Raw genomic sequence first — 18,912 nt, 5'->3', positions numbered from 1 at the left:
CAATTTCACGTGTCCTCAACGCCGTAGGGGCACGGCGGTTATAGCGCTTAGATCCTGATGTCATTGCAGCCTCATGATGCGCTCAGCGGGAGGCAATCAGCCCGAAGCAGCACACCATTTGTGTTTTCTTTCCATTTCTTTGCCCTGCGATATCACCATGAATGAAGCAGTAAATCCCAAGTCGACACCTACGTCAGAAGTCGACATAGAACAGCCGCCCAAGCCAAATCACTGGTGGCTAGTGGCGCGTTGTGCAGTTGTTCTATTGGCCGTGGCGACGGTGTGGGTTTTTGCCACGAACTGGAATTTCTGGACGGGGTTGAAGGCGGTTCAGACTACAGATGATGCGTATCTGGAAAGCAACGTCATTCCGCTGTCGGCCCGTGTGTCTGGGCTCGTCAGTGACGTATCAGTAAATGATTACCAGACCGTGCACCGCAATGATGTATTGGTGCAACTCTACGACGGGGACTACAAGGCTCAGGTCGCTCAAGCCAAGGCCGGCCTGGATAGGAGCTTGGCGCAAGTAACTGTTCTGGAAAAGCAACGAGCCCAGCAGGAGGCCACGATAAACGCGAACGCCGCTGGCGTCGTGGCATCTGCAGCAGGCGCAGAGCTGAGAAAGCTGGAAGCTAATCGACAGCATGATCTATTGACCCGAGGTAATTTTGCTTCACAGCAGGCGGTTGACCAGGCAGATGCCAGCAACAAACAGGCGGCAGCCGGGCATGTGCAACAGCAGGCGCAATTGATGGCAGTGCGTCGTGCCCTCGACACGATCGACTCCCAGATCCTGGTTGCTCAGGCCGATGTCGCCAGTCAGCGCGCCGCATTGGATCTAGCAATGATCAATCTGGATTACACCCATATCCGGTCGCCGGTTGATGGTGTGGTCGGCGCGCGACAGGTTCGTCCAGGCCAGTACTTGGGGATAGGTGCGCAGGTCATCACGGTTGTCAGTTTGCCGGAGGTCTGGGTTGTTGCAAATTTCAAGGAAACGCAGATGACTCATGTTCGCAAGGCGCAATCTGCGACCGTGGAAATCGATGCTTTCCCTGGCGTGGTCTTCCACGGGCATGTCGATAGTTGGGCGCCGGGTTCGGGCTCTCGTTTTGCTCTTTTGCCACCGGATAACGCGACGGGGAACTTCACTAAAGTCATACAGCGAGTGGCTGTGAAAATCGTGCTTGATGACTTGTCGAGTGAAGACGCGAATGCACTCTTAAGGCCGGGCCTTTCGGTCATTGCCTCGATTGATACCTCCTCCTCGGACAACCGCTAGCATGGCATTTGCGAGCAAAAACCCGCTGATCAACCTCTTGCATTTGTCCGATGGAATGCGAAACGAGTCAACTCGACCCTGGATCGGGATTCTCGCGGTAATACTCGCGGCATTTGTGTCTACGCTGTCTAGCCGGCTCACTAATTTTGGGGTTGCTGATATTGGCGGTGCATTAGGCGCGAGTTTTGACGAGCGGGCTTGGATCACGACCTCGTTCAGCTCAGCACAAATGTTGATGGGGCCATTAGCTGTCTGGCTTGGGCTGGTCTATGGGCCGAGGCGGGTTTTGCTGACGGGAACCTTGGTTTTTGGCTTTGCCGAGTTGCTTCTGCCAATGTGCAGAGAGCTTGAAGGCTTTCTCGTATTGCATTTTTTAGCTGGCTTGGGATCGGGAACGTTTGTGCCCCTGGCCATTGGCGTGGTCGTGAGGAATTTGCCAAAGCACCTGTGGCCCCTCGGCATTAGTGTATATGCCATGAATCTGGAGCTGTCCCTCAACATCGCGGCGACACTTGAAGGGTGGCATCTGGATCACGGCGGGTGGGAATGGATTTTTTGGCAAAACCTCCCCTTGGCAATTGCATTGGTGATCTGCGTTTATTTCGGAATACCGCGAGAGCCGATCAAGCAAGATGTAAAGGGAAAGGGTGACTATTGGGGGATGGCGTTCGCTGGCTTGGGCTTCTCACTCGTTTATGCTGCATTGGATCAGGGTAACCGTTTGGACTGGGGCTCTTCAGGCCTCGTGGTTGGGCTGCTGGTAGGGGGAGGGGGACTAATCGTTGCGTTTATCGTCCACGGCTATAAAAATCCTCAAGCATTTATTGATTTCCGGTTCCTTCTGGCGCGCAATATCATTCCATTGGTGTTGCTTCTAGTCACCGCGCGCTTGCTAGTACTCAGCAGCAACTTTATCGTCCCGCAATTTTTAACCCAAGTCGCGGGATTTCGACCACAACAAGTTGGCGAAATCCTCCTATGGGTGGCATTGCCGCAGTTTTTGATCGGGCCTTGTGTCGGTGTAATCCTGCGATACGTAGATGCCCGCATTTTGATGACTATTGGAATGAGCTTGATTCTCACAGCTTGCATTCTTGCTAGCAGACTGACATCGCTCTGGTCGGAAAGTGAGTTCATCCCATCGATGTTGATGCAGGCAATTGGTCAGACCATGGTTCTCACGTCCTTGATCTTTTATACCGTCCGACATCTCAACCCTGTCCTCGTCATTACTTTTGGGGCCGTCATTCAGACTGCCAGGCTCATGGGGGGGGAATTGGCAAGTGCCCTCGTGCAGAGCTTTGCCAGGGTCTCGACCCAAATACACTCCAATTTGTTGGGAATGCATGTTGTGGCGGGAGACTCGTCACTCGTGGAGCGTTTGTCTGGATTTACCCATGGCACCCTGTCCCGATTTGGAGTCGGGGATCCACTCAATACAGCTCGTGGGACGGCGTTGTTGGCCGGCCAGGTAAGGGCGCAAGCCCAGACCTTGGCCTATTCCGATGCTTTTCTGCTTGCGGCTGCGACCGCAGTTATGGGGTTATTTTTGATTGCTACCCTTCGCCCTCCACCGGCTTGAGCGCGTCAGAATCGATTAGATTAAGCCAGCTATCGATGCTTCATCAATTAAAGCAACTATTGCTTGACGCATGAGTAATGCAGGTTTAATAATTAAAGCGACATCTGCGCTCAGTAGTAGGCTGTCCTCTCGTATGAGACCCTGCTTCAAATAGATGATGCGTTAAATATATAATAAATGATGAGTGACATATTATGTGAGCCATCAGTCTACCAAGGGTTGAACCATGCTTTCATCATTAGTAGCCAGATCAATGGCCCGTCAGAATATTCATTACAGCTGGGTGATTGCGGCGGTGACGTTCTTGACGATGTTGGTGATGGCGGGGGCGGTGGGCGCACCAGGTGTTTTTATTCAGCCCCTCAAAGCTGAGTTTGGCTGGCAGACGGCAGATATCTCATCTGCATTGGCTATTCGATTTGTTCTGTTCGGTCTAATGGGCCCATTTGCTGCTGCTTTCATGAATCATTTCGGCATGCGCCGAGTGATCATGGTGGCGCTGGCGACCGTCATCGCAGGATTTGTACTGTCTCTTTACGTGATGACGCAATTTTGGGAGCTCGTGTTTTTCTGGGGCGTGCTTGTGGGGCTTGGGACGGGCTTAACGGCGATGGTGCTGGGCGCTACCGTTGCGACTCGCTGGTTTTCTGCGCGGCGAGGTCTGATAGTTGGAATCCTTGCTGCAAGCTCGGCGACCGGGCAACTGGTGTTTCTTCCTCTACTGGCAAAATTGACGGAGAATTTCGGCTGGAGGTCGGCGCTTTTCTTTGTCTGCCTGATGTTGGTGCTCGCGGCGGGGGCTGTTTGGTCATTGATGCGCGACCATCCTGCTGACCTTGGGCTTGCTCTGTACGGTGAGACCACTACTGTTGTGGCTGCAAACACGCCCCGAACAAGTTTGGGTCAAATGCTCTTGGTGCCTTTGGTGACACTGCGAGATGTTTCGGCATCCCTTACATTCTGGATCCTTTTCGCGACTTTTTTCATATGTGGGGCTTCCACAGCTGGCTTGATTCAAACTCACTTCGTATCAATGTGTGGAGATTTCGGTCTCGTCGCAACGACTGCTGCAAGCATGCTCGCATTGATGGGACTTTTTGATTTTGTGGGTACTGTGGGATCTGGCTGGCTTTCCGATCGCTACGATAATCGCAAGCTTCTTTTTGTGTATTACGGCTTGCGTGGCGTATCTCTCATAGTGCTTCCGTTCACGGATTTTGCCATCTCGGGTCTTTCCATTTTTGCGGTCTTGTACGGATTGGACTGGATTGCAACAGTTCCGCCAACAATCAAGATCACCGCTGCCACATTTGGAGTTCAGCGGGCAAATGTTGTCTTCGGGTGGATCTTCGCAGCTCATCAGCTAGGCGCGGCATTTGCTGCGTATGGGGCAGGGTTAATCCGTACGCTCCTGGCCACCTACACACCCTCCTTTTTTATTGCTGGGCTGTTGTGTTTTATTGCCGCGCTGGTCGCATTGGCCATTTCAACTTCTGCTAGGAGAGAGTCGGTGTCAGAGATTGAAAACCTCTCCTTTGTAGGTAAGAGCTCCAATGCGGCGTGAGTTCATGAAATTAAGAATCTGCGAGGGCTCTCGCCATGTCTTCTGACTGGAAAAAAGCCGGAGCACTGCTTATCGCAGTTGTCATATTCCTAGTGGACGTGTTCAGTTCGCTCGATATTGCTGTGGCGGTGCTTTATGTTCTCGTAATTTTGATCTCGGTCGATCTTTTTTCGAAAAAAATGCTGCTCGGCATCACCTGTTTATGCATCATTTTGACGATTATCGCGTTCATCATATCTCATGGCGTGGAGTGCAGTGATGAGTCCTGTGGAAGAGGCGGGATCAGCATTGCGGCTATCGGCATCGCTTCGTTGCTGGCATTAAAAAGTAGCGCAAGTCGGGAGCAGCTCAGGGCGCAACTGCAGCTTTTAGCGCGAAGCCAGGCATTCTTGGCGGGTGCGCAGCAACTAAGCCTGACTGGGAGCATCGGGTTCCGTGTCCCGTCAACTGACATGTACTGGTCGGAGGAAGCCAAAAGAATCTTTGAATTCAACAAAGCGGTGTCGCCGACTCTGGATTTGATGCTTGGGGTTACTCACCCAGATGACCAGCAGCGTCTGAGATCCATGTTGGAGGATGTGTGTGCTAGCCAAAGCCAGGTCGAAGTGGAGTTTCGTCTTGTCATGGCGGACGGCCGAATCAAGTACCTTCAAATGTGGGCCAGGCAATACGAGATCACGGGGCATGAGTGTGAGTTCATTGGGGCTCTGATGGACATCACCACTACTCGAAAAGCAGAAGAGGCTTTGCATCGGAGCCAGGCCGAGTTGGCCCACATCACCAGGGTGACAATGTTGGGAGAGTTGGCGGCCTCCATTGCACATGAGGTGAATCAGCCGCTCGCGGCGGTGTTAACGGATTCTCAAGCTGGCCTGCGTTGGCTGGGTCGAGTCCCACCCGACTTTCATGAGGTCACAAAAGCTGTTGAAAGGATTGGAGCGCAAGCTCAACGTGCCGCTGATGTCATACGGCGGGTGCGAGACCTTTCGAAGAAGGGAAAAATTTTTCAAGAAAAGCTTGAGCTCGACAGTCTGCTGGCCGAGTCATTACTGCTAGTTGAGCGAGAGCTTTATATCAACAAAGTGACAGTCAGCACCGAGACCGAAGCTTCTCCGGTCAGCATCTACGGAGACAAGGTGCAGCTACAGCAAGTTATTATCAATTTAGTACTGAATGCAATGCAGTCTCTATGCGCGACGCGTGATCACGGTCGAAAGATAGTCGTCTGTATTAAGCGCGGTGACGCAGATCATCTGGAACTGATCGTGCGAGATAACGGGGGTGGTATACCCGATCAGGATGTCGTAAACGTTTTCTCGCCATTTTTCACGACCAAATCCTCAGGCATGGGGGTAGGTCTTTCAATATGCAAGTCTATAATTGAGGCACATGAAGGCCAGATCTGGGCTGAAAATGAGTCGGCTGGATGGGTTGCTGTTGGTTTTCGTTTACCTTCATATGAACTGAGGGAGGGAATGCGCAAAAATGATGCATTTATGACGAACTAGTTCTTGGTCGGTAACGTTAATTGACGCTCTGTTATCGTAGTGGGTACTTCTTCGTCTGCTGTTTATTTTATATCTGATCGCTAATACCATTGTATGATGAATCTGAGTTGTAAATGTTCTACTGTGACTTCTCAGCTAGTTAGCCCGGCTAGCGGTTAAGTACGTGCATTAGGTTCTGCTTGAGCTGAGTGCCGAACCTATACGCGCAGGTAGGTAGAATGATGAAAACTTCAGCGTTGAAAGCCACCCCTTTTTCTGAAGACCCTATGAGGTTTTCAAAGAAGCTGCGCGTAGGCGTATCCACGGACGTGGAATATGTTTTTCTACAGTCGCTTCTGTGCAAATTGCGCATTGAAATGCCTAAGGTTCCCTTATGCGTTCAGCGAGTAGACCCATCAGCAATGCCGTCATTGCTGGCTTCTGGGGAGATTTCGTTCGGAATTGGCTTAGACTCGCGGAGTCACCGCCTCGCAAATACGCAGCTGTTGCGAACTAGTAAGTCTGTGGTTCTCCGTGCCGACACTGGGCCTGGGCCATTGTCATTGAAAGAGATCTGCTATCGCTCCCACGCATCTGTCAACTATTCGATCAATGTCGACCTGCAGATTAACGACATGATGCGAGAGCTCGGCCACAACAGAAAGGTCTCTTTAGAAATTCCTCACTTCGAAAATCTGCCGAGTGTGTTGGAAAGAACTGATTACCTAGCGATCGTACCTGATTACGTGGGTGAACAGTTGGTCAAGAGGGGAGGCCTGCGTTCTGAATTGATGCCGATTCAAGAAGGCAATTTTGGACTGTTCATGTCTTGGCGAGCAGGTGCAGATGACAGTCCCTCCACCCGCTGGCTTCGTTCTAGATGCTCCATGATTCTCGGATACCGATGAATTCGTCAAGACGATTGATTAAGTTTCAATCGTGGTTTTGTTAATAATACATATTGGTGAATAAGAGATGACTAAACCGAACGTTCTTACAACTGCTGGCGGCTCGCCAGTTGCTGATAATCAGAACTCTCGCTCTGCCGGTGCGCGAGGCCCACTCCTGCTTGATGATTTTCATTTGGTTGAGAAACTGGCTCATTTCAATCGTGAGAATATCCCTGAACGCCGTGTGCATGCTAAAGGTTCAGGAGCACACGGTACATTCACTGTTAGCCGCAATATCAGTCAATATACCTCAGCTAATATTTTCTCCGCCGTTGGAAAACAGACGCCGATCTTTATCCGATTTTCGACTGTAGGCGGAGAGCGTGGTTCTGCGGATACTGAACGTGATCCTCGTGGCTTCGCGGTCAAATTTTATACCGAGGAAGGCAACTGGGATATCGTCGGCAATAACACGCCCGTGTTTTTTATTCGTGATCCATTGAAGTTTCCTGATTTTATTCATACCCAGAAACGTGACCCACAGACCAACCTCAAAGATGCGCAGATGATGTGGGATTTTTGGTCTCACTCGCCTGAAGCGCTTCATCAGATAACTACGCTATTTTCTGATCGCGGAATCCCAGATGGCTACCGCCACATGCATGGTTTCGGAAGCCACACGTACAGTCTCGTCAACAGTTCGGGCGCTCGTTTTTGGGTCAAATGGCATTTCAAGACCCTACAAGGCATTAGGAACCTGGCGCCATCTGAGGCTGCGCGCTTGGCGGGCACCGATCCAGACTATGCGCAGCGAGATCTGTTTTCGGCAATCGAGCGTGGGGACTTCCCGAAGTGGCGTGTCTGCATTCAACTGATGACCGAGCATCAGGCAGAAACCCACGTTGAAAATCCATTCGACGTCACCAAGGTATGGTCTCAAAAAGAATATCCGTTAATCGAAGTCGGCGAACTTGAGCTGAATCGAAATCCTCTCAATTATTTTGAAGAAGTCGAGCAGGCTGCATTTGCACCTAGCAATATGGTGCCGGGAGTAGGGCTTTCTCCGGATAAGATGCTGCAGGGGAGAGTGTTCGCTTACGCAGATGCGCAACGTTACCGGGTCGGTACAAACCATCAACAGTTGCCTATCAACGCGCCGGTGAGCCCTGTCAATACCTATCAGCGTGACGGCTCGATGCGCTTTGGTTCTAACGGCGCAAGTTCACCGAATTATGAACCCAACAGCTACGCTGAATCGCCGAAACAAGACAGTGCATTTGCGGAACCAGGGCTGTCACTGCGCGGCGTAGCGGGGCGATACGATCACCGTGAGGACGCGGACTACTACAGCCAAGCTGGTAAATTGTTCAATTTGATGAGTGAGGAACAAAAGTCCGCTTTGGTTCTTAACATCGCTGGCGCTATGCGCGGTGTGTCTAAGGAAGTAGTAGATCGACAACTTAAGCATTTTTATCAGGCTGATCCTGCCTATGGTTTGTTTATTGCTGAGCTTATCAGCGAAATGCAAGCTCTGTAGCCGATGATGTTTTTTAGATGCGCAACGCAATGTTTCTATAGGCGTCACAATGTTATGAACAAAATAGTTGCTTATATAGTTTTGATCTCGATGGTTGGTTTCGGGAATGCCATTGCCAACGCAGCTGATGATGACACTTTGCCTCCTGTGGTGGCAGAGAGCGGAGCCGATCATGTGAGACCTCGATCCGTCGCATCTGACGGCGCGGATCATGTTCGTGCGCATTCGCTGGCATCGGACGGTGCGGATCATGTTCGTGCGCATTCGCTGGCATCGGATGGCGCAGATCATGTCAGTGCGCATTCGTTGGCATCGGACGGTGCGGATCACGTCAGTGCGCATTCCCTGGCTTCGGATGGTGCTGACCACGTCGGCGCAGGAGCCGTGGCCGACAGTCGTGTTGAACGCGGGCTTGCCTCGGATGGCTCCAACAACACGAAGACCGGCGCTGTGGCGGCGGATAAATGGGATCGTATGAAAGCACGGGAGCTCGCCGGCGAGCTCTGTTATGACTGTTTGACCCGGTGATTTTTGTAAACGCTTGGCTGCGCTTCCGAATGCTTCAAGGGGGCACGCTGGAAACCAAGGTGTTAGCTCAGACACTGAGTTTTGAAGACCCTAAAATAAAAGGCGGGTTTACCGATGTTGATCAAACCAATTCGCGCACTCGGGCATCTCGCTCTGGCCTCTACCTTGGTTGCGTTGGCTTCGCTTGCTTATGCATCCGAGCGAAAGGACATTTCTGATGCGGCGCTGGTGAAAGCCCTGCCCGGCTTCAGTAATGGGTATGCAGAGGTAAATGGGGTACGGCTGCATTACGTAAGTGGAGGGAAGGGCGAGCCAGTGATACTGCTTCCTGGTTGGCCGGAAACATGGTGGGCATACCATAAGATTATGCCGGAGTTGGCCAAGACGCACCGTGTGGTGTCTGTGGATTTTAGAGGCATGGGCTCTTCGTCCAAACCAGCTGGCGGCTATGACAAGAAAAGCATGGCGAAAGACATCTCTGAATTGATCCGTCAGTTGGGTTTCGAGAAGGCCGACGTGGTGGGCCATGACATCGGAGCAATGGTGGCTTTCAGTCTTGCGGCCAACCATCCCGACCAGGTGAGAAAGCTCGTGATGCTTGATGTCGCTCATCCAAGCGCCGGTTATCTGAAAATTCCGATGCTTCCGGAGTCCGGAACGTTCAATGAAAAGATCGATGAGAATCACCCTTACCTTTGGTGGTTTGCATTCCACCAAGTGAAAGGCCTTCCAGAAGATTTATTGGAAGGTCGCGCCGGTATAGAACAGGCCTGGTTCTTCCGTTATATGCTGAAGAACGAATCCGCTATTGATAAACGCGATCGTGCTGTATATGCGGCGGCGTATTCCAGCCGAGACGCAATACGCGCGGGAAATGGATGGTATCAAGCGTTCGATCAGGACATTAAAGACAACGAAACCTACTCCAAAATTCAAATGCCTGTATTGGGCCTGGGAGGGCCAGGTTATCCCCGTCTAAAGAGTGCTTTGGATGCTCAGGCGGAGAACTCTCAGACCTTCCGGGTGGAGGGTAGTGGCCACTTCATTTCCGAAGAAAAGCCGGCCGAGCTGCTTGTCCATCTCAAGGACTTCTTGCAGTGAATGGAGTTTTTTTGCTCTGAAATTTTGGTAATCAATACCTCGCTGCTCTTCCGCGCTAAGGAGTTTATCGTGAAAATTAAAAGAATTGGTTCTGCAAAATGGCAAGGCGGTTTCAAGGATGGTGGTGGCTCAGTTTCAACCGCTAGTAAAGCCTTGTCAGAATATCCGTACGCAGTGAGCACCCGTTTCGATACCAGACCAGGCACCAACCCAGAGGAACTCATTGGCGCGGCGCATTCCGCGTGCTTTACCATGGCGTTTTCAATGATTCTTGGAGAAGAAGGATTCACTGCCAGTCATTTGGAGACCTCCGCAACCGTTGCCATTGAATCCGTCGAAAAAGGTTTTGCAATCACGTCCATCTCGTTGGATCTAACGGCGAGTATCCCCGAGATAAGTAACGATCAATTTCAGCAGTTGGCAACGTTGGCAAAGCTTCATTGCCCAGTATCAAAGCTTTTCAACGCCGAAATTAGCTTAGAAGCTACGCTAGTTAGCTAATAAATGACCGCTCTAGGCTGCAAGAGCGGTGTGTTTCAGTTGAACGCCAATAATTTTTGTGAGGAATCGCCGTGATTTATCGTCATTTGGGAAAGTCAGGTCTTCGAGTTCCGGTTCTTAGCTTTGGTACGGCCAGCTTCGGGGGCGGAAATGAATTTTTTAAGGGATTTGGTTCAACAACCGCCAACGCTGCATCGCGCTTGATTGATATTTGCCTCGATCACGGGGTTTCCCTGTTCGACAGTGCTGATGTGTACTCCGATGGGCTATCCGAGAGCATTCTTGGTGAAGCGATCAAGGGCAAGCGTGACAGATTGCTGATCTCGACAAAACTCACGTTTCCAACCGGCGAGGGCCCGAATGACTATGGTTCCTCGCGGATGCATCTGATCGATGGCGTCGATAAAGCGCTAGCCCGCCTCGGCACCGATCGCATCGATTTGCTGCAGCTCCACGGCCAAGATTTGAACACGCCTGTTGAAGAGACACTCAGCACTCTGGATCAACTGGTGCGCGACGGTAAAGTGAGGTATATCGGGGCCTCGAACTTCTCCGGGTGGCACCTGATGAAATCGCTTGCATGCTCAGAGCGCCATGGCTACGCCCGTTATATTGCGCATCAGGCCTACTATTCACTTTTGAACCGCGACTATGAGTGGGAGTTGCAGCCGCTGGGGCTAGATCAAGGTGTGGGGGCCATCATCTGGAGCCCACTTGGGTGGGGCAAATTAACCGGTAAGATTCGGCGCGATCAATCGGCGCAACCGGGAACCAGGGCATATGATATTGCAGGGACTGGCCCGCAAGCTCCTGAAGAGCGTCTGTTCCGGATCATCGATGCGATTGATGTAATCGCTGAGCAAACTGGCAAGTCCGTTCCGCAAATCGCACTTAACTGGCTGCTGCAGCAAGCGTCGGTGTCAAGTATTTTAATTGGTGCACGTAATGAGGCGCAGTTGTTGGAAAATTTAGGGGCCATCGGTTGGAACCTGAACACCGAGCAACTTGCCAGTCTAAACACTGCTAGTGCACAGCAACCGTCCTACCCTACGTGGCATCAATCAGATTTTCCGATGCTTAGCGGTGGCGTGTAAACCGGTTAACGGTCAGAGGGCCTCTTACTGATAGTGGAGAGGCCTTTCTAAAGCTGCGCAATTGCAGTTGTTGCGCTTGGGCATGATTTGCATTGGAACCCTTTCTCATGCAGAGCATCCCCAGGCCTTTTAATTTTTTTGAAGGCTTTGTCATGACGCTGAGAGAAATGTTGAGCCGTCGGCCAGCGCTCGTGCTTGCAGCACCTTTCAATTCATTGTGGAGTGAGGAAGAGGCGTTTGACAGAGTCAATGCGCTCAGCGGCGAAGAATTCAGAAACGTCGCCGGTCGCCGTACTTTCCGCATTGAGTTAGCTAACACAGGGTATTTTGTCAAAATCCACCGAGGAGTGGGGTGGGGAGAGATATTCAAAAATTTGGTGACAGGTAAACTACCGGTTGTAGGTGCAACATCAGAGTTTCGTGCTGCGACTCACCTAAAGCAGTTCGGTGTGTCAACGCTGACCGTTGGCGCTTTTGGTGCAAAAGGGTTTAGCCCCGCCCGCACAGAATCATTCTTGGTAACTGAGGAGATAGCCCCCGCTGTTGATCTCGAAGTACTTACTAAAAGTTGGAAGATAGAGCCACCTTCTTTTGTGTTTAAGCATTCCTTAATAGGGGCGCTTGCTCGCCTGATTCGCGACATGCACGAGGCCGGCGTAAACCACCGGGACTGCTACCTTTGCCACTTTCTTCTGCACAGTGACTCCCTCAGCGGGATGATAAGGTTGTCAGTCATCGATCTTCATCGCGCTCAGATACGCCAATCGGTAACGGGGCGTTGGATGATTAAGGACTTAGCGGGGCTCGCCTTTTCGGCGCTGGATATCGGGCTCACCCAACGCGATTATCTGCGTTTTTTAATGATGTATTTTGAAAGTGACGCAGGTTCGATCTTCGAGGGCCGTAGACACGAATTGGAGGCGATAAAACTCAGGCTTGAAAAGTTTGCCAGGAGAAAAAACAAATATGGAGATTTACTATGAATTTCTCGTCAGCTGACCACTTTCATATCTCAGCATTTGTGTTTGGATCTTGGGCGCGCGCTGCGTATCTGCCAGTAATGCCGACCGCCGCTTTGTGCGGTTCGCTGCGTAGCCTCAAGAGATCATCGAGCGAGATTTGAAATGTCGACGACAATAGATAGGGGACGTGCCTATTTTCTGAGCCTCGCAGCTAAGCGAGGTTTCATAATAATCATGATGATGATCATTTTCTTGATAGACAGCATTGGCCCATTCGATATGGTTGCCGCTTTTTCTTATGTAGGAGTTGTGGCGATCTCAGGTGAAACTGGCAGCCGACGATGGATCCTGAGTGTTGCGTCCGGCTGCGGAGCATTGACTGTACTCTCATATGTTTTTTTTCATGGTCTCAATTTACAGTTCTCTCTAGAATCGTGTTTGTCTACCCTCGTTGCCATATATATTGTTTCGTATTTCGTTATGGGCCAAAATGAGACGAAAAACAAACTGCAATCCCAAAAAAAGGTGCTAGACCGTAGCCAGGCGTTGTTTGAAATAACGCAGAGTCTTAGCTCTACAGGAAGCATTTCGTTTTCGCTCCCATCGATGGATATGGAGTGGTCGGCTGAGGCGAAGCAAATTTTTGGATTCGATAGCCATCACTCCCCTTTGATGGGAGATTTAATCAGATTGACTCACGTCGACCATCACGACCTGGTGGTGACCACCATTCAGGGGCTTTGCCGCCAGCAGTCTTCAACCGATGCCGAATTCCGCATCATCCTGCCTGACCGTAAAACTAAAATGATCCGGCTAGTGGCTAAGCCATTAGGGCTAGCCGGTGATTTTTCTGAAATCACTGTGGTCTTGATAGACGTCACTTTTGCTCGTGAGTGCGAAGATCGTTTTCAGGAACGTCAAACAGAGATAATACGTATTAATCGCGTTATGACATTTAACGAAATTATTGCCTCTATAGCCCATGAGGTAAACCAGCCGCTTGCAGCTGTCGTTACGAGTGCTCAGTCAGGTTTGCGGTGGCTGAATCGTTCGACACCGGACATTGCCGAGGTGGAGCTGGCCCTGCTGCGGGTGGCGGAACAAACTAATCGTGCCGGCGCATTCATGAGTAATTTAAGAGGAAAGTCACTGGAGAGCGTGCGGGTCGTAGAGCCGGTCTGTATACGTGATATTTTGAAAGGTGCTGAAGTTTTCATGATGCGCGACGCTCGCCTCAATCAAGTAGACGTTCGTTTTCATATTGACGATGACATTCCCGTCGTTGCTGGAGACCTGGTTCAAATTCAGCATGTGGTAATGAATTTGGTTTCAAACTCAATTGAATCTCTATCGCTCAGCTATAAGGGCGTCCGCCAGGTGATTGTTCTTGCGAGCCGTAATATCAATGGTGATCTCTCCGTATCTGTTCGTGATAGCGGAGGTGGAATCAGAAGTGAAGATTTCGATAAATTGTTCACGCCATTCTTTACCACAAAGATAAATGGGGTCGGGGTAGGGTTGGCGATTTGCCGTTCAATCATAGAAGCTCATGGCGGTAGGATTTGGGCCGGAAGCGAGCGACATTCGGGCACGGTATTTAGTTTCTCATTGCCGCAGCTCGGCAAAGTGAGCATTTAATGGCTAGTACTAAATCGGCAGATGTTTTTGTTGTTGATGATGACTTGGCTATTTGTGAGTCAATCAGTTCTCTGTTGCGATCGATTGGATTGAAGGTGAAGACGTTCTCCTCTGGGTTAAGTTTTTTGAATGCGGCGGAATTGGAACATCCCGATTGTGTGATTCTGGACGTCAGGCTTCAGGGTGAGAGCGGGCTGGATTTGCCAACGATAATGAGAAGTAAGAACATAGATAGTCCCGTTGTATTCATCAGCGGTCATGGTGATATAAAAATGTCAGTCAGCGCTATGAAGACCGGCGCTTTGGATTTCTTGGCGAAGCCCTTTCGTGACCAAGAATTAATAGACAGTGTTGCGATGTCTATAAAGCAATGCAATCAACGTCGCAATACTTCAGAGATGTTGGCGTCACTACGCACTCGCTATGCGACGCTGACGATGCGCGAGCGGCAGGTCATGACACATGCTGTGAACGGTTTGATGAACAAGCAAATTGCCTCAATTCTAGAGCTTAGTGAAGTAACCGTAAAGATCCATCGCAAGCAAGCCATGGATAAAATGTGCGCAAAAACATTCGCGGATTTGGTCAAAATGGAAGTCATGCTCGCTGATGGGATCACCCAATAGAAGTTAAGCGAGTGGTAGGGTTATTAACTTTTTTGTGAGAGGTTAGGCGTATGGCTCGAAATGCCATCATATCAATTATCGATAACGAGGATTCAATTCGTTCGTCCGTAGGGAGTTTGATCAGATCTGCCGGGTTTTCAGTAGATCTATTTTGTTCCGCTGAAAGTTTCGTGTACTCGACCAACTTTTCAGAGACTGTATGTTTGATTGTCGATATCCAGATGCCTGGCATGAGCGGGCTAGAGTTGCAATCGCTGTTGGTCAAATCTGGAATTAAAATCCCTATCATCTTTATCACAGGGTTTGCTGACCCCTCTATTCGTAAACGAGCTATGGATGGCGGAGCAGTGTGTATTTTGGATAAGCCTTTTCAGAGTGATAATCTCATCAAGTGTGTTGAACGCGCGCTCAATGCTTCAGTTGACGCAATGTGACTTATTTCTCCATCTCAAAAAAGAAGCCCCTTCAAGGGGCCTCATGTATTATGTTGTTTTTCTAAGTTGTCAACGTTTTTTTACCGTTTTGAACTGATGGAGCCAAATTTTTTATTGAAGCCAGCGATCCTGCCCTCTGTCGTCGTTTGACGTTGTTGACCTGTATAAATTGGGTGAGAGGCACTTGATACATCCAGGGTGACGTAAGGATATTCTACGCCGTCTGTGTGGAGCTGAATCTTGTCAGTTTCAACCGTCGAACCAATGACAAAATATACGTTTGCTGCTGTATCGTGGAACAACACATTACGATAGTTTGGATGGACATTCTTTTTCATTTTGTCTTCCTGGCTTTAGCTGGCTAAATCTTGCTCTTAGTATAGGTTCAAAAAGTGAAGTGTCAATTATCCATGCGCTCGATTGTATGAATAGAGGAGCCGCTCGGCTTTGGCTTTGCCAAGACATAATAATTTGACTCTGGGTCGTCTGACTTAAGCTTGCCACGCTTTACAGAAATTTCGGCCTGCACATCAATATGAATCAAGTTCACGTGTCAATCATACTTAAGCGTTAGGCGTCGCTTCCATCATAATGCTTTGGTTTGTATATGTGCTTCAGAAGTAAAAGCGTATCATGTTCTGCATAGTACCGGTCACCTGAGGATTTTCAAAATGGAAGTCATTGTCAAAGAGCGAACTGAAGATCACATGTCCCATGATGCGATTAGCGCAGGCGTCACGATGTGGGAAGTGTTGCAAGGGGACTTATTGGTAGGCGTGTACCACCGAGAGTCTGATGCAATTGCATACAAAAATCTCTTGGAAAGTGGAGCGCTCAGCCACTTGGATCACATCACATCCGTTCATAAGTAAATTTTTAGGTTTGATGCGTGTTTGTACCTGGTTAAATACCATTCGATTGCGGCCTTCCCACGCCTGCTCTTGTGCCTAGGTAACAAGTTGATGGGCAGGTTCGGATACCGCAGAGCAGTTTTTCGTTTTTGATATTATCGTTATCCCTAAGATTGGCTGGGTATTTGCCAGCGTGCTGCCCTTCCTGGATGAAGGATCGGGCAGCACTATTTTTCACACCCTCTGGATTTTGATCCGACCCGTTCGGCGATTTTCCTCCCTTCTCCTCTGGACGAGTGATTTTTTGGTTTACTTCCGAGTTCATTTTTTGTTAGCGCTATTTTCGCCGTTATCTGTACTTGAGCTAAGCATTTCAAGCTGACAGTCTGCTCCCCCTGTTGATTTGGCCGCGACGCCTGCTGAGTCGAAGACGTATCTATGACTCAGCAAAGCATTTGTTGCAAAGCGCTCGCGAACGCCGGAGGTCAATCATCAAAACAAACGCTGAGATGAGTGCCGCAGGCTTTCGAGCTGCTTAACCTTGCTTTGGCAGGCGCGCGGATCGTGTTCAGCGACGGCGAAAAATCAGACCCAACGTTGGGATCTGAACGAAGACTCAATCCGATCTTGTACAAACACCTGAAACGCGGTTGCGCTGAGCGCCTCTGAGTAGAGGTAACCCTGTGCATGGTTACATCCGTGGGTTGCCAGTGCGTCACGAATACTAATCTCTTCGACGCCTTCTGCGATGACGGTCATGCCGAAGCTATGTCCTAGAGTAATTATCGCACGGACGATTGCTTCATCCTGGGGGCTCGTCAACATACCGCGAACAAATGACTGATCAATCTTGAGCTTATCCACGGCAAACCGTTTTAGGTAGGACATGCTGGAGTAGCCTGTCCCGAAGTCATCAATGGACATTCCTACCCCTAATGCTTTTAGCCCGTGCATCGTTGCAATGACATGTTCGGAATGCTCGATCAGGATTGATTCCGTCAACTCAAGCTCCAGTAGTCTCGGGTCGAGTCCACTCTCGTAAAGCGCCCATCTGACTTGCTGAACCAGGTTGCCTTGACGAAATTGCACTGCCGAACAGTTCATGGCCACGCTAAGGTTGCCAAGACCTGCCTCATTCCAAGCCATCGCCTGCGTGCAGACCTCTTTCACCAACCAATTTCCAATCGGCACGATGAGTCCGCTAGCCTCTGCGACCGCGATAAACTCATACGGTGGTATTTGCCCATGGGTTGGATGATTCCATCTCAGCAATGCTTCCGCACCAACCACCTCCTCTGTGACGAGATCAACCTGAGGCTGATAGAAAACCTGGAGTTCATTTCGTTCAAAAGCCTGACGAAGTTCGCTTTGAATGTGCAGAAAGCGCAACTCGCGCACGCCCATGGTTGCCTCGTAAAAAGCCCATGTGTTGCGCCCGTTTTGTTTGGCCTGCGTTAAGGCGGTGTCAGCGGCTTTAAGCAAGGAGGTAAAATCGTGGCCGTGGCTAGGGTAACGGGCAATCCCGGCCGAAACGGACACCGATAAATTGTAGCCATCGAACACGAGCGGTTTTTGTATGAATTGCAGGATACGCTTAACCAGTTGGGCGATCCGGCTTGGGTCACCATCATCTACCAAGACCAGGAACTCATCGCCGCTGATCCTCGCGACTTTATCTACCGAAGGCTTGAGGGCCTCAAGCCGTTGGGCAAGGCACCTCAGGATCGCGTCTCCTGTAACATGTCCGAGCGAATCGTTAATGGTCTTGAAGTTGTCTACGTCGAAATAGACAAGCGTCAGATGTCGGCCGCTGTCGTCTGAGATGGCCTGGTTAACGTGCTCCAAGAGATAGCGTCGGTTGGGTAAACCGGTCAGTTCGTCTTGAAAGGAGGATTCTCGTAACTCTTCTGCCATTTGTTGGCGGCGAGCGCGGTGGGTCTGCAGGCGCAAGCCAAGCGCGATGATGAGCAGATATGCGAATCAAGCCATCACCGTCCCAGTCTTCTATAGTGATCTTCAGTGCTTGGCTCAAAGGATTCTCCAGCATAGGTAGGTGAGGAAGGAGGTGATACCACGATTTTTCGGCTCGGAAGCAGTGTCGTTATGGATCGAGATTCTCTGCGATTAACTCGACCATCAACAGTGGGCTTTTGCTGTCGATCACCTTATAAATAATTTCTCGTTTGCTCCGTAGTAGCTTCTTCACAACATTTTCGCAGTCGCGCGGACAGCCTGATCGGTACCATGAATTCGCGCCGCCAGCAGTAGGGCAATGATCGCGTCTGTTAGGTTCATCTGGCGTCCAGCGGTTTTGGAATAAAGTTAGGACTTTAACCCAGTTTTGTACTCAATAGAGGTGACCCGCCTGTGGGCTTTGAACTAGCATTACACCACTGAGCATCATCATTAGGATCAAAGGAGCTTCACATGTCTCGTCTCGCAGAATTTCGCAAACTCGAACAGCAGCTGGCTGCTCAGCTGGCTGAGCTGGAAACACTGAAAAATGACAGCGGTTTAAAGAAAGAAATTGAGTTTGAAACCAAACTCCGTGATCTCCTAGCTAAGTACGGCTACAGCTTGCGTGACGTGATCAACATCCTTGATCCACAAGTAGCCAGTCGGAAGGGTGCACCAGTCGTTCAGGAGAAAGTGACTCGTCGCGCACGTACCGTGAAGGTTTACAAGAATCCTCATAATGGTGAAATCGTGGAGACAAAGGGCGGTAACCATAAAACGCTGAAAGCCTGGAAGGCCGAGCATGGCATCGATGTCGTGGAGTCCTGGGTTTCCCAGTGACATCTGAGCTATTAAATAAAGCCGCCTAAGGGCGGCTTC

General features: G+C 50.2%; 17 protein-coding genes and 1 pseudogene. 15 read left to right on the top strand and 3 right to left on the bottom strand.

Annotated elements, in window-relative coordinates; all coding sequences use genetic code 11:
• Positions 1-73 precede the first annotated feature (73 nt).
• The 14 genes from BMZ10_RS26310 to BMZ10_RS26245 all read left to right on the top strand — a co-directional run bounded on the left by BMZ10_RS26310 (position 74) and on the right by BMZ10_RS26245 (position 15,226).
• Positions 74-1,282, top strand: coding sequence for an HlyD family secretion protein (locus tag BMZ10_RS26310; protein ID WP_093469449.1), 1,209 nt, complete (start codon positions 74-76; stop codon positions 1,280-1,282).
• 1 nt (position 1,283) lies between these two features.
• Positions 1,284-2,864 carry an MFS transporter gene (locus tag BMZ10_RS26305; RefSeq protein WP_093469443.1) on the top strand — a complete coding sequence of 527 codons (1,581 nt, stop codon included), beginning with the start codon at positions 1,284-1,286 and terminating at the stop codon, positions 2,862-2,864.
• A 226-nt stretch (positions 2,865-3,090) separates the two neighbouring features.
• On the top strand, positions 3,091-4,428 hold the full coding sequence (locus tag BMZ10_RS26300; protein WP_093469440.1) for an MFS transporter: 1,338 nt from the start codon (positions 3,091-3,093) through the stop codon (positions 4,426-4,428).
• A 35-nt stretch (positions 4,429-4,463) separates the two neighbouring features.
• Positions 4,464-5,936 carry a PAS domain-containing sensor histidine kinase gene (locus BMZ10_RS26295; protein ID WP_093469438.1) on the top strand — a complete coding sequence of 491 codons (1,473 nt, stop codon included), beginning with the start codon at positions 4,464-4,466 and terminating at the stop codon, positions 5,934-5,936.
• 218 nt (positions 5,937-6,154) lie between these two features.
• The gene (locus tag BMZ10_RS26290) at positions 6,155-6,823 is read left to right on the top strand and encodes a LysR substrate-binding domain-containing protein (protein WP_093469435.1); all 669 of its coding nucleotides are present in this window, start codon (positions 6,155-6,157) and stop codon (positions 6,821-6,823) included.
• Positions 6,824-6,890: 67 nt separating this feature from the next.
• On the top strand, positions 6,891-8,342 hold the full coding sequence (locus BMZ10_RS26285; protein ID WP_093469433.1) for a catalase: 1,452 nt from the start codon (positions 6,891-6,893) through the stop codon (positions 8,340-8,342).
• Between the two features lie 54 nt (positions 8,343-8,396).
• Positions 8,397-8,870, top strand: coding sequence for a hypothetical protein (locus BMZ10_RS26280; protein WP_143070342.1), 474 nt, complete (start codon positions 8,397-8,399; stop codon positions 8,868-8,870).
• A 114-nt stretch (positions 8,871-8,984) separates the two neighbouring features.
• On the top strand, positions 8,985-9,971 hold the full coding sequence (locus tag BMZ10_RS26275) for an alpha/beta fold hydrolase (protein WP_177182232.1): 987 nt from the start codon (positions 8,985-8,987) through the stop codon (positions 9,969-9,971).
• A 75-nt stretch (positions 9,972-10,046) separates the two neighbouring features.
• Positions 10,047-10,472 carry an OsmC family protein gene (locus BMZ10_RS26270; protein ID WP_218147281.1) on the top strand — a complete coding sequence of 142 codons (426 nt, stop codon included), beginning with the start codon at positions 10,047-10,049 and terminating at the stop codon, positions 10,470-10,472.
• Between the two features lie 71 nt (positions 10,473-10,543).
• Positions 10,544-11,566, top strand: coding sequence for an aldo/keto reductase (locus BMZ10_RS26265; protein WP_093469424.1), 1,023 nt, complete (start codon positions 10,544-10,546; stop codon positions 11,564-11,566).
• 167 nt (positions 11,567-11,733) lie between these two features.
• A complete protein-coding gene (rfaP, locus tag BMZ10_RS26260; protein WP_093469703.1) occupies positions 11,734-12,549 on the top strand; it encodes a lipopolysaccharide core heptose(I) kinase RfaP in 816 nt (271 codons plus the stop codon).
• Between the two features lie 213 nt (positions 12,550-12,762).
• On the top strand, positions 12,763-14,166 hold the full coding sequence (locus tag BMZ10_RS26255; RefSeq protein WP_177182231.1) for a sensor histidine kinase: 1,404 nt from the start codon (positions 12,763-12,765) through the stop codon (positions 14,164-14,166).
• Positions 14,166-14,792: a response regulator transcription factor gene (locus tag BMZ10_RS26250; RefSeq protein ID WP_093469418.1), complete on the top strand. Its 627-nt coding sequence runs from the start codon at positions 14,166-14,168 to the stop codon at positions 14,790-14,792. Before BMZ10_RS26255 ends, BMZ10_RS26250 begins: the two co-directional genes overlap by 1 nt.
• A 50-nt stretch (positions 14,793-14,842) precedes the next feature.
• The gene (locus tag BMZ10_RS26245) at positions 14,843-15,226 is read left to right on the top strand and encodes a response regulator transcription factor (protein WP_093469415.1); all 384 of its coding nucleotides are present in this window, start codon (positions 14,843-14,845) and stop codon (positions 15,224-15,226) included.
• An 80-nt stretch (positions 15,227-15,306) separates the two neighbouring features.
• Here the strand turns inward: BMZ10_RS26245 and BMZ10_RS26240 are convergent, their stop codons facing one another.
• The 3 genes and pseudogenes from BMZ10_RS26240 to BMZ10_RS28075 all read right to left on the bottom strand — a co-directional run bounded on the left by BMZ10_RS26240 (position 15,307) and on the right by BMZ10_RS28075 (position 18,372).
• Positions 15,307-15,564, bottom strand: a complete 258-nt coding sequence (locus tag BMZ10_RS26240) for a type B 50S ribosomal protein L31 (RefSeq protein WP_093469412.1) — start codon at positions 15,562-15,564, stop codon at positions 15,307-15,309.
• 1,098 nt (positions 15,565-16,662) lie between these two features.
• Positions 16,663-18,027, bottom strand: coding sequence for a putative bifunctional diguanylate cyclase/phosphodiesterase (locus BMZ10_RS26230; protein WP_143070341.1), 1,365 nt, complete (start codon positions 18,025-18,027; stop codon positions 16,663-16,665).
• 151 nt (positions 18,028-18,178) lie between these two features.
• Positions 18,179-18,372: pseudogene (locus BMZ10_RS28075) on the bottom strand (hypothetical protein).
• Between the two features lie 132 nt (positions 18,373-18,504).
• On the opposite strand from BMZ10_RS28075, the gene BMZ10_RS26220 reads away from it, so the two are divergent.
• Positions 18,505-18,873 (top strand): histone-like nucleoid-structuring protein, MvaT/MvaU family, encoded by a 369-nt coding sequence (locus tag BMZ10_RS26220; RefSeq protein ID WP_093469403.1) that lies wholly within the window; start codon positions 18,505-18,507, stop codon positions 18,871-18,873.
• Positions 18,874-18,912 lie beyond the last annotated feature (39 nt).

The organism is Pseudomonas sp. NFR16 (assembly GCF_900108875.1).
GTDB lineage: Bacteria > Pseudomonadota > Gammaproteobacteria > Pseudomonadales > Pseudomonadaceae > Aquipseudomonas.
Note: the sequence above shows the minus strand (reverse complement) of the source record. Positions and strands in the feature narration are given on the sequence as shown.